Origin of the sequence: Flavobacterium sp., from assembly GCF_028712645.1 — a bacterium.
Classification (GTDB): domain Bacteria; phylum Bacteroidota; class Bacteroidia; order Flavobacteriales; family Flavobacteriaceae; genus Flavobacterium.
Map to the genome: position 1 here is coordinate 1 of NZ_JAQTPQ010000101.1, position 12,024 is coordinate 12,024.

The window sequence follows — 12,024 nt, forward strand, 5'->3', positions numbered from 1 at the left end:
ATCAATCAAAAATATGCAGGATACTTTCTAATTGCCGATGAAATTAAAGAAGATGCAAAAGAAGCCATCGAAAGTTTGCACAAAATAAACATCAAGACAGTAATGCTTTCAGGCGATAAACAAGCCGTTGTAGATGCAGTGGCAAAAGAATTAAACATTGACAAGGCTTATGGCGATTTATTACCGGAAAACAAGGTGGAAAAAGTAGAGGAATTGAAATTAAAAAACCTAAAAATTGCATTCGTTGGCGATGGTGTAAACGATGCGCCAGTAGTTGCCCTAGCTGATGCAGGAATTGCAATGGGTGGTTTAGGAAGTGATGCAACAATTGAAACAGCCGACATCGTAATTCAAAACGACCAACCTTATAAAATATATACAGCCATAAATATTGGTAGAAAAACAAAACAGATCGTCTGGCAAAATATTAGCTTGGCATTTACCGTAAAAGCAATTGTTTTGGTACTCGGTGCAGGAGGATTAGCCACAATGTGGGAAGCCGTTTTTGCCGATGTGGGTGTGGCATTGTTGGCAATTTTAAATGCGGTTAGAATACAACAAACGAAGTTTTAAAGTTAATTATATATTTTAGAAAAGACGTTTGTTTTAAAAGGCAGATGTCTTTTTTTTTTCTTAATCATTATCTCATTCAGCTGCACAAAACTTTCATTTAGTCCAAGTATTCCTAAACTCAAGTCTTTGTTTGCTTCATTTCACTAATTACATTTATCATAACGAGAACATTCTTTTTCGTTCACTGGTGAAAGAACGTTTTACATTTCAGTTGCCACTCCTTTGCCAACGCTCCAAAAAAAATTACTGTCACGGTTTTTGAGACAAAAACACGTACACTGCGTGACTCGCGCCAGTAATTTTTTTCCCCAAGCTGTGTTACATAATTGAGTATTATAGTTCATTACAAAGCTTTTATATTGGTTTTTGGTTTTTGCAATGAAGCTATAATATCATTTATGTAAAACAGCCCCTCGGCCAACGCGCTAGCCAGTGGCTCTAGGACAGCTTTTTTTATTGCTTCCTCGCACCGGCCTGCAATAAAAAAAGCCGCCCTTCGCCACTGTCATTAACAACGTTCGCCATTTCATAAGAACTTTTACTGAACTACCTAGTTTCAAGGACGTTCACGGTCACTGTTTTTAGCAACTTGATGTTTAAAGCGGTGAGTATTTGCATTGTTTTTGTGCGTGTTGCAAATTGCTTATCAACTCTATTTCTAACATTCACGACATAGGAATAAGCAATTTACAACACCCACAAAATCAAGAGAAGCCAGCAAGAGTGTGGTTTTTTATTTGCCAGAAAACAAGCAGTAATTGCTTCAGCGGAAAAGCCGATGCCATACCGTTCCTAAATATAACTCTGACCAGCCCGAAGCATCTTTTTTCTTTCAAGTCTATGGCACCAGCTTTTCCACTAAAGCAATCAGAAACACCCCAGTAAGCAAATAAAAAACCACACACTTGCTTTGAGCTGCTGCCGACGCACTACGTATTATTTTTTCATTGTTTTTGTAAGTATTGAAAATCACTTGAAAACCTGTACCATAAAATTAAAAACCTCCGTAAAGTGATTTTCAATACCCACAAAATCAAGTCCAAGAAAGAGTGTGGATTTTTAAAACAGAAAAATAATTGGAATGGATTTGATATTTCTTTTTTCTGTTTTAAAAATCCACACCCTTTCCGAAGACGCCCTTCTATCTCATTAACGTTTTCAATCTGTCTTAAATAGAAACACCTCGGTCAAAAAGAAAATAAAAAAATAAATAAAAGAAAGTAAAGGTAAGCTCCAGTTTCAAGAAAAGAAAGTTCAAGCCTACGGTTTTCAATAAAATCTCCACCCTACGTTTTCGTTTCGCTACAACATTTGATTAAACTCAAAAACCCACTTCCGAACAACTTTATCGTAAAAAGCCGGGTAGTATTTTCTTGAAAAAACTTGCTTTTCTTGAAACCTCCACTTGTGAGATGACTTTCTTTTTTTTCTTTTTTTTTCTTTTAAAAATTTTAAGTGTGGCGAGTTCAACGAGGCACATCCCTTAAATCCGAAGCTATGACCAATTTTATCATCAAAACCCACCGAAAAGACACTCTTTACAACAAACCCCATTTATTCGTCCTTAACAGGGGTATGAACAGCGGGAAGCCCCAAAAAGAGCAGTTCACAAATAGTTTTGTCATCATTTTTGAGAAAGAAGAAGATTGCGAAAACCTATTTTTTGTGGCGTATAGTTTATGGCAAACAAAATTCTGGCACCAGTTTTTAATTGGTTCAGTAATTCCTTTTTTACGCCTTCTAGACTTCAAAAAAGAATTCAATCCACAGGCCAGTTTGATGATGGTGGAACACGAGCAGCATCTAAAAAATGTGGCAGCACTCAAACTTCTGGAGAAAAAAGAAAAGCAATATAAAGAGGATATGATGCTCATAAATGACATCCGTAAAGCCATTTTGTACCGCTATTGCAGAAAATAATTTTTATTAACCTAAATGATCTATACTATGAAACTGTTCATTCTATACCAAACCGATATTTGGAAAAGTAAAATATCAAGAGTCTTTTTCGGAATATTTGACAGCAGACCAAAAGCCATTGACTGCGCAAAATATAACGGATTATATTGCCCGAATGCAAAAGTAGTTATCGAAGAAGTGACCTTGAATATCTTCGAAGAAATCTAAACCAAAAAAGCCAGGTCTCACGACTTGGCTTTCTTAGTTAGTCCGGAAAAGGTTACCAATCATAACCGAACTATTTATTTTTAGATTTTGTCAACCATTTTAAAAGGAGCGAAACCATAAAACTAGCAGTGGCTCCCACGACCGCTAAGATAATTGTTTTTGCAATATCTTCCGAAAGAATATTGGGCAAAATGCTCAAAAATGTTCCGGATACGGTTCCAGCTCGGAGGGATAAATTAGTCTCCATCTCTCGATTTATTTTGGTTTTCTTCAGCTACTGTCATTTGGCTAACTGCCGAAATAACCCCACCTGCCACTGCCATATAACCGGCAACAGTTACCACCGTTACAGGCAAAACAATAGGTGCTGCCACAATTGTTCCACTGATGGCCAACAAAGCCAAACCAATACTTCTCAAAATCTTGAAAAACTTTGGTGTGGGTGCATTTATTCTTTCAACTAATTTCATTTTTTAATATTTTTTGTCATTCCCGTGAAAACGAGAATTAAGATTTAACAATCAATTCAACACTTTCTTTACTATCCAAAGCTTTATAAACCAAGGCTTTTAATTGGACAAAAGCTTTTCGAGACATAAGACCTAAACCTGGTCCTGAAAGTTTCATTACTGGAGCAATACAACCGTTTAATTCTCGTAAAGCATTATTTGCTGGATGAAATAGAATTAAGCTTCTGTTTTTTACATTAATAATTTCCAAATGCCATTCAAATTTCTTGCTGTATCGCTTTTTTATAAAATATTTCCCTTCCGGAATACAGGAAACCTTCGTTTCGTTTTTCTTCCAAGGCAATTCAATGGTATTGCAAATGAATTTACCCTCGCATTCGAGTTTACCATTTGTTCCATCGGGGAAATAAGTTCTTGACAGCCTTAAAACCATCTTACAATCCGCTCACCTGCACCAATGCCAATGGGTTGTAAGCACCGTTTTTCAAGGCGTACATTTGTCCATTAACTTCTTGGTAAAATTCAACTCCTAAAGCCAAAAATAATGGTTTGGTACTGTTTGGAGTCACGGCATTTACTTGGTTAATGACAACAGTTGCCACACCATCCCAAGGAAGGATTGCAGTTTCAGAATGTGCTTCCACAAAAGTTTCTGCTTCAAAATCAATCTCGGCACCAGCTGAAATGATTTTAAAATGCGTTGTTCCTGTAGGAGCAGCAATCATATTCGCCGGAATAAATGGATCAATATCAACAGTGATATCGCCAGACACACGGTCAATTGCTCCCACAAATGGTGCAAATAAACTGGTGCCCAGTTTTCCCCTGATGTTGAATTCAAAACCGGCAAGCAATTCCGCTTCGCCATCAATCACGTTTCTCAACCCTCTCAAACTGGTTACGTCCGCCTGGATCACTTTGACCATCGCTTGAGTCAATCTACTCACCATTCTGCCATCGGCAGAATTCAAGAGCAAAGCTCTCAAGGAGGTCCTCAAAATCTTGCCGGCTTTCCCGGCTCTTCCAAATTCGGAACCGTTCTCACGTGTTCTTTGGAATGCTGGATCGCTCGCAATTCTACTCGCGTCGATTCCCCCCTTTTCACGAGCCAAATGCCCGTCTTGGGTTTTGTAAAAAGTAATATCTCCAATAGTACCTTTTAATTTAATTATGCCTTTCTGTCTTGCCATAATTTCTAAAATTTAGATTAATAATTGCTCTAAATCATCTTTCTGTTGCAACATCTTCCGATTGATTTCGAAACAAATTTTAGTCAATTAAACAGAATAAAAAAGCAAGGACAGTTCCATATGTCGCAAAGTGACACAAATGGCTTAAATCGACATAAATTGCTATTTAAAAGCATCCTAAACCAATGTAAATTGCAGAAGAAATTTATATTTCAAAAAAAGTTACTTTTGTATAACCTTAAACATTGCTTACCTGCAAGTTTAAGCTAATCAAAGCCTAGTCAAAGGCATAGATAGTGTATGAAAATTGAAAAACAGAGGGTTTGCATCTATCCGAAAGACATACAGCGCATAACAGGCAAGAGTTATCGCCAAAGCACCAGATTAATGCAAAAAGTAAAAACTGACCTCAACAAGCTCGAAAATGAGTTTTTAACTATCGAAGAGTTTTGTTTGTATGCGGGATTAAAATATGAACAAGTAGCTCACTTAATTTTTGGTTAAATTTTGAAAAATATAGCAATCAATATTTTATCCAAACGGAACAGAAATGGTATTAAGCAACTAGTTCAATTTTTAGTATTCTTTTATTCAAATCGCCTTGTTTTATTAGATTTTATTCGTACTTTTACTACTCACAATTTAATGTAATTAATTACGATTAAAAAGGGGGTAAATTCGGTTACCCAAAAATAATTTAACTTATATCACTCTGGTTAACAACAATATAGAATGAGCAATTAAATCCCTCTTTCTCCGCAAACAATGTTGATTACCAACATTTTACACAAATTACACCCGGTTTTACACCCAAAAATGTAGAATCGGGTTTTTTATTGCTTTTCATCAATATATAGTTTTTGATGAAAATTTGATTAGAAAAGGATAATTTTGATTTTTTTAGATAATATATTTGGGTTTGGTAATTCTAATTCTAAAATAAACAAAATTACTCAACAAAAAATTCAACTGATTTACTCCCGAATGCTATTTTGCTTCCTATTTCGTAAATAATTAAAGTTTCCACACAAACTAATTAATAAAATTTTCAATTAATCTTAAATAAAAAATTGAAACACACTTCGTCTTCACTCAGTGTAGGCTAGAAACATAGAAAAAAAAAGACTTGGATAGCCCATTTCTTAGGTTTCATAGCTATGATTTTCTCTTATAAAGTGAAACTCTTTCAAAGTTTATAAAATCTATGCTATGGGGTTAAAATTAAACAAATTGAATTACACCCGACGTGTTTATATAATTATTAAATATGCGTTATGACAAAGCGTGTTCTAGTTTTTCTTTCCATTTATCCCAATTAGGAGATAATGCGTTTTGCAAATCATAGAATTTCTTGTTGTGATTGTGGTGTATTAAATGACATAGTTCGTGAATAACCACATATTCAATACTTCCTTTTGGCGCTTTTATTAATTCTGTATTTAGAATTATTTTGCCTGATTTAGTACAACTGCCCCAACGTTTTTGCATTAATCTTATCTCTAAAACTGGTTTCTCTATTTTATACTTATTGAATTTTTCTAAAGAACTATCCAGCAATTCTTCAAAATGAAAGATTGCTTTTTCTTTGTACCATTCGTTTAGTTTTTTTTCTAAATATTCGGGACTAGTTTTTTTAGTTTTCATAATCATCGCACCTCTATAAAGTTTAATTTCATTTACAGCATCTTCGATGATTTGCAACTTATACTGTCTTCCCAAATATAAATGTGTTTCACCATTGAGATACTTACGTTCCGGTGTATTTGGTTTATAGGTGCAAAAAAACGCTTGTTGTTTTAATATCCAATTTGCTTTTGATTTTACTTTTTTATTGATGTCAATTATGCTTGTGTCATTGGGTGCAATAACTTTTACCAAACCATCCGGCAAAACTTTTATGCCCAATGATTTTCTTGCAGCAAAAGACAAATTATATTCAATGCTTTTGCTGCCATAATTCACTTGTTGGATTGAATGTAGCATTAGACGTATTTGAGTTTAGCAATTTTGATTACTTCTTCAATCAATTCATCAATTTTATCAAAAGAGAATTGGGTGTCGTATTGTTGTTGTTTTTCGAAAAGCAAATCATCCAGATTGTTTTTTAATTCTTTCTCAATCTCTGTATTGGTTTGCCAATCGATAATTAGGGTTCCGTTTTCATAAACAATATTCTTGATGCAATCTTCTACTTCTAGTGCTGTACTTGCCTGTATTTCTTTTGGTTCAGGAGTATTACTGAAACTGTTTTCTAAAATATCAGTTATCAGGTTATAAAATGCGACTGCATTAGGTTTTTCTCGAATACTTGTTGGAACATTATTTTGTTTTCCGGTAAGAAATTGGTTTTCGTATTCTTTGGCTTTTTTCAAGTATAGAGCTTCATCAATGCGGTGCTGATGGTAATCATTTATGGCTTCCCTGATTAAAACCGATAAATTTTTATAGAAGATGGGATCTTCATTCATCTTAACGTTAATGGCTTTTTCTGTACGTGTTGCAATATGGTCCGCTTTAGCCGCTTTGCTCGTCATTTTTTCTACTTCGGCTTCTCTTTTTTCTCTATCAAAAATATTTACCAGTTCCGTTATTTTTAAGACTTCACCTTCTGTTGTAATGTGTTTGTCTATTAACTTTTGTACTTGTGGTTCAAAAGCCGCGAAATCCAAATCGTCAAAATATCTTCGCTTCACATCAACTCTTAATTGCAAGAAAAATTTAGCATCTTTTTTGTATTTGTCAATGGTTTTTTCGTTTTCAATATCGTTAAACTCAATTGATGCCATTGCTAATTTGAACAAACGTACAAAAGCAGATAGCTTTTCATAAAATGGATGTCTGATACTCTCATCATTTAATAATTCGGAATAGGCCTCGGCATCGTATTTGTTCTTGATGGTTTTGAAAATGTCCCATAACTCGCTGTGCGCTTGTGGTAATTTCTCTATTTCCTTGTTGATGTTTAATAGTGTTCCCGTTAATTCTTCGTGTTCAAAATCACTCAAACCACTATAGGTTTCCAGTGCTTTGTCCAGATTTTCCAGATTACCGAAGTAATCAATAATGAAACCATATTCTTTTCCTTCCGCCACTCGATTTACCCTGGCAATAGCTTGAAGCAAGGTGTGTTCTTTTAGGCTTCGCGTAATGTATAACACTTGATTATTTGGTGCGTCAAAGCCCGTTAAAAGCTTGTCCACTACAATAATTATTTCTGGGTCTTCCTGTTTCTTGAACGCATTGATTACTGATTTCTCATATACTTTTTGCTTTCCATATTTATCCATCATTGCTTTGTAAAACTTCAACACTACATCTTCGTTTTCTTCAAAAGCATCTTCGTAATTCTCTCTCGTATCCGGTGCAGAAATTAATACTTCACAACTTACTTTACCAATTTCTTTTATGTATTCCCGGTATTTTATAGCTGTGGTTTTATTGGGAGCTACTAATTGTCCTTTGAAACCAGTGCCTTGAATGTTATCGACAAAATGTTCGCTAATATTCCAAGCTCTTGCATAAATCACCTGATCGGCTTTGTTGAGTTGATTGGTAGAACTGTATTTTCTTTTTAGTGCTGCTTTACCATAAGGGGTGAGTGGTTCGGAAATTTTGTCGAAGAAAGTATCCAGCGGCTTTTCGTTTACATCAATTAAATTGTGTCTTCCTTCATACAATAAAGGCACCACTGCTTTGTCTTCTACGGCATCCGTTATGGAATAGACATCAATGATACCTCCGAATTTATTAGCGGTACTTTTTTCTTTCTTCATTAATGGTGTACCCGTGAATGCAACAAAACAAGCATTAGGGAAAACCTTTTGCATTTTCACATTAAACGTACCGTATTGGCTGCGGTGTCCTTCGTCAATCAACACGAAAATATTAGGAGAAGTAAACCCTTCTTTAGCCTGGTTTATGGCTGCTTCAAATTTGTGTATCAGCGTTGTAATTACGGCATCTTTTGGACTATTGATAAGATCTACTAAATCTTTTCCTGTTACCGCTTCTATGACATCGACGTGGCATTTTTGGAATGTTTCCGTGATTTGCGTGTTTAAATCAATCCTGTCGGTAACCAGAATGATTTTTGGGTTTTTTATTGTTTTTTGGGTTGCAATTAATTGTGCCAACATTACCATTGTCAGTGATTTTCCACTTCCTTGTGTGTGCCAAATTACACCCCCTGTTCGTTTGCCATTAGCATCAGGCAGACTGATTCTTTTGAGTGTTTCCTTGATGGCAAAATATTGTTGGTATCGCGTTATTTTCTTTATCCCATCATCAAAGACTATATAATTGAATATTAAGTCCAGCAGTCTTGATTTTTGACATAAACTGAATGTTAATTTATCCTGTTCGGTTATGATTATTTCTTCTTTTTCCAGTTGATTGAAATACTGTAACACATTGTTGAATCGTTGTTTGAAAATAGCTGTACGCTCTGTATTAGGCAGTTCACTATTTTTTAGTTGTCTTATGGCATCCCCATATTGAATACCTTCTTCTTTGGTTCTAAAGATTTCTTTCCACACGCTCCAAAACTCTTTTTGTGTAGCTGTGGTGGCAAATCTTGCTTCGTTTACCGCTAATGACATTACGAGGTTGGAATATTGGTATAATCCTCTTATTCCATCTTCTTGTTGGTTTCTTAAATGCTGAGATATCGCTTCATCCACCGGTTTTTTTATTACATTGCTTTTGCATTCTATTACCACCATTGGAATACCATTTACGAACAATACAATATCCGGACGGTAGGTGTCGTTTCTTTCGCTGCGCAAAACCGCATATTCTTCCGTGACGTGAAAGCTGTTATTTTCAATGTTTTTCCAATCGATGTATTGAAAAGAGAAACTTTTTTTATCGTTTTGAATGGTTTGTTCCAAACTTTTACCCAAAGTTATTAAGTCATAAAATGCCTGATTTGCCTTCATAAAACCATCCTGAATGGGTAAATCTCTCAATGCGATAACAGCACTATTGATATTGCTTTCGGAAAAAGGAAACTCTTTGTCTTTGTATTGGATGCTGTTTATTTTTCCGAGTTGTTTTTTTAGAATAGGTTCTAATAACACATTACTAGTTCTGCCACTCCTTAATTCCAAAGCTTCCTCTGGCGACACATATTGGTAGCCCATTTTTATGAGTAATTGCAATGCCGGTATTTGACTAATGTGGTCTTCTATGTAGGATGGTAGTTGCATTTTCTTGCTATTTTAATTAAATGATACTTTTAACACTATTCTTATTTGGTTGTTTTTTTGCCTCAAGAAGTGCCTTATTTAATCTATCAGTAACTGTTTTATAATCATCATTTGTCCTATTGAACTCCGTCACACCACAAGAAACCGTAAACTGCTCTGTGTTGTCATTTAGTTCAAAATTAATTTTGCTTATAAAATCTTTTTTACGGTTTGCCGCTTTCATAGCGCCATCAATGCTTGTATCATTAAGTATGATTATGAATTCATCCCCTTTTTGAAAATATCTAAACACTTCATCCGTATATCTATTGTCATTCCCTAAAACACCTCCAATTTTTTTTATTACTTTATCAGCTAAATTGTACCCGTATTTTTCATTGACAGTCTTAAAATTATCAACATCAACGAGTATTAATGAGCAATTGGAATTATTGTTTTTTAATTCAACAATTTTAGCATTAAGGTATTTTTCTAACGCTGCTTGATTTTTCAAACCCGTAAGTTTATCCGTGAAATAGTCATCTTGTAAATCCTTGTATTTTTTTTTGAATATTGAATATAAAACGATAGTGTTAGCGATGATAATAATCAAGCAAACAAGGACAAATTCGTAGATATTAATATTAAGTTTTGAAAACAGAAATTCTGCAACAGATTTAGCTGAAGGTATAAATTTTGTTATACTAAATGCAATCGTTAGCCCTATAGTCCATTTCAAAAAATCATAGATAAATTTAGAGAATGCATCTTCTTTAAATTTTTGGATTGACCTTTTTATATATTTTTTCATTTGTGTCTTTTTAAATCACATATTAAATAAATTTCAAACCAAAAATATTTCTCCAAATACGAGTAGCTGTAAATGAGTTTCTTTCTTCCAATGCTCTATATCCTTCATTAATTAAATTGTCTAGACTAGATTTAAAATTCTCTTTTTGAATTGAATTTAATTCTTCAACTAAATTATCATTTGGAGTAGTTGGATTTCTACAGTAGACTGACCATAACCAAGAATTTCTGATAGCCTTTGCAGTTTCATAGAAAGATATGTCATCTCTAATATTAGGAACAAAATTATTTGAGACCCAAACTGTGAAAGCTATACCACTAGGCATTTTTCTATCTCTTGTATTAGCCCAATATTTGAAATATTTAATTAATCGAATTAGTTGACCGTTTCTATCCCTCTTTTTTTTGAACCAATCACATAATTCTTTTGGATCGCTTTCCATCCAATTCAATTTAGTTGCCAAAAAAGGATGTATATCAAATATAGTCTTATAATAAACCGGCAAGTCAATATCAAAATCGCCAGCATAAATTACTCTGACGCATTTATCTTTATTTTCTGCTCCTTTATATGTGTGTTTTTCAACTGCATTATAAATATGTTTTTTTATTGTTGCAGGAGTAAGAAAAGGTTTTTTAAGGAAATAAACACCAAGGTCAACATCATAAGTACCATCTTTACCAATAACCATTGTTTCCATTTTATAAGAACCTTGAATATAAAATTTTGGCACAGTAAAACCCGGCATTGCTCTAAAATAATCAACTATTTTCCTTTGAAGTGCCACTCTTGACGAAATAAGTTTTTGTTTTTTAGCTGGTGTTAAAGAAATTGCCCGCTCAAAGTTTAGAAAATTAAGATGTGTATTAGCCATATTTAAAATTTATGCAGTTTTACAATAATTTTGTAGAATGACGGAAGCATTTTTTTGAAACTCTCTTGTTGCTTTCTCTGCCAATTTATCTAACTTATATTTTTTTGTTTCATCCATTTCTATTTTACAAGTTTCATCAAGTTCCGTATCAATTCTGTGATAAATAAAGTTTGGTTTTTCTTGTTTGTCTATACCATTCTGAAGTAGGCTAATTAAATTTTGAACCTGTTGAGATTGCCCTTGCATAAAGAGTTCAATTAACCGCTTTTTCCCTCCAGATAACATCCAATATATTATTCCATAATTATTTCTCTTATCTTCTTTATGTCTAAACTTAGTCAGTTTTAAAAAACTTGAGACTAACCACATATTTTTTAAAATACCTGCATCACTGAATTTTTGATGACCAGTTCCAATTGATAAAACACATAAATCTTCTAATTTTTTATTAAATGCTTTTTGAACTTCAATAATTGCTGTAAGAGTCGGATTATTGCAGAAAACACCACCATCTACTTTATTATGAAATTTTTTATCATTACCATTTAAATCAATATATTCGCTTGAATATGGATTAAAATAAGTTGGTGCTGCACTTGTTGCCAAAGCAGCTTGATAGGCAGGAATATGATAATCTCTAACAAAATTATCGTGGTACTGAGATTTTAATATGGAAGCACTACCTTCTTGTAGATCATAAATGGTGACACAAGTTGGTTTTTTGCAATCCTTTAATCGTGGATCACTACCATTATTTGCTGCTTTAAATTGTTCTTGAATTAATTTTTCAAGT

12 protein-coding genes are annotated in these 12,024 nt (G+C 33.9%); 3 read left to right on the plus strand and 9 right to left on the minus strand.

The window, feature by feature from the left end; all coding sequences use genetic code 11:
- The 3 genes from PHC28_RS09165 to PHC28_RS09175 all read left to right on the plus strand — a co-directional run.
- Positions 1-573 (plus strand): HAD-IC family P-type ATPase (locus PHC28_RS09165; protein WP_300099064.1); only part of this gene is annotated, 573 nt, incomplete at its 5' end.
- A 1,497-nt stretch (positions 574-2,070) separates the two neighbouring features.
- Complete coding sequence (locus PHC28_RS09170; protein WP_269684993.1) at positions 2,071-2,493, plus strand: hypothetical protein; 423 nt, start codon at positions 2,071-2,073, stop codon at positions 2,491-2,493.
- A gap of 27 nt (positions 2,494-2,520) precedes the next feature.
- Positions 2,521-2,700, plus strand: coding sequence for a hypothetical protein (locus PHC28_RS09175; protein ID WP_269684994.1), 180 nt, complete (start codon positions 2,521-2,523; stop codon positions 2,698-2,700).
- A gap of 70 nt (positions 2,701-2,770) precedes the next feature.
- Here the strand turns inward: PHC28_RS09175 and PHC28_RS09180 are convergent, their stop codons facing one another.
- From PHC28_RS09180 to PHC28_RS09220, 9 genes are all read right to left on the minus strand, one after another.
- A complete protein-coding gene (locus PHC28_RS09180; RefSeq protein ID WP_269684995.1) occupies positions 2,771-2,947 on the minus strand; it encodes a hypothetical protein in 177 nt (58 codons plus the stop codon).
- Entirely contained in the window at positions 2,937-3,170 is a 234-nt protein-coding gene (locus PHC28_RS09185; RefSeq protein ID WP_269684996.1) for a hypothetical protein, read from the minus strand. Before PHC28_RS09185 ends, PHC28_RS09180 begins: the two co-directional genes overlap by 11 nt.
- A gap of 37 nt (positions 3,171-3,207) precedes the next feature.
- Positions 3,208-3,603, minus strand: a complete 396-nt coding sequence (locus tag PHC28_RS09190) for a DUF5675 family protein (protein WP_269684997.1) — start codon at positions 3,601-3,603, stop codon at positions 3,208-3,210.
- A gap of 1 nt (position 3,604) precedes the next feature.
- Positions 3,605-4,360 (minus strand): hypothetical protein, encoded by a 756-nt coding sequence (locus PHC28_RS09195; RefSeq protein ID WP_269684998.1) that lies wholly within the window; start codon positions 4,358-4,360, stop codon positions 3,605-3,607.
- A gap of 1,272 nt (positions 4,361-5,632) precedes the next feature.
- Positions 5,633-6,343, minus strand: a complete 711-nt coding sequence (locus tag PHC28_RS09200; protein WP_300099073.1) for a M48 family metallopeptidase — start codon at positions 6,341-6,343, stop codon at positions 5,633-5,635.
- On the minus strand, positions 6,343-9,567 hold the full coding sequence (locus PHC28_RS09205) for a type I restriction endonuclease subunit R (RefSeq protein ID WP_300099076.1): 3,225 nt from the start codon (positions 9,565-9,567) through the stop codon (positions 6,343-6,345). The genes PHC28_RS09200 and PHC28_RS09205 overlap by 1 nt, the downstream gene beginning before the upstream one ends.
- A 16-nt stretch (positions 9,568-9,583) precedes the next feature.
- Positions 9,584-10,357, minus strand: a complete 774-nt coding sequence (locus PHC28_RS09210) for a GGDEF domain-containing protein (protein ID WP_300099079.1) — start codon at positions 10,355-10,357, stop codon at positions 9,584-9,586.
- A 22-nt stretch (positions 10,358-10,379) separates the two neighbouring features.
- Complete coding sequence (locus PHC28_RS09215) at positions 10,380-11,231, minus strand: cyclic GMP-AMP synthase DncV-like nucleotidyltransferase (RefSeq protein ID WP_300099082.1); 852 nt, start codon at positions 11,229-11,231, stop codon at positions 10,380-10,382.
- Positions 11,232-11,240: 9 nt separating this feature from the next.
- The coding region (locus PHC28_RS09220) for a patatin-like phospholipase family protein (RefSeq protein WP_300099085.1) at positions 11,241-12,024 on the minus strand (784 nt) is incomplete at its 5' end.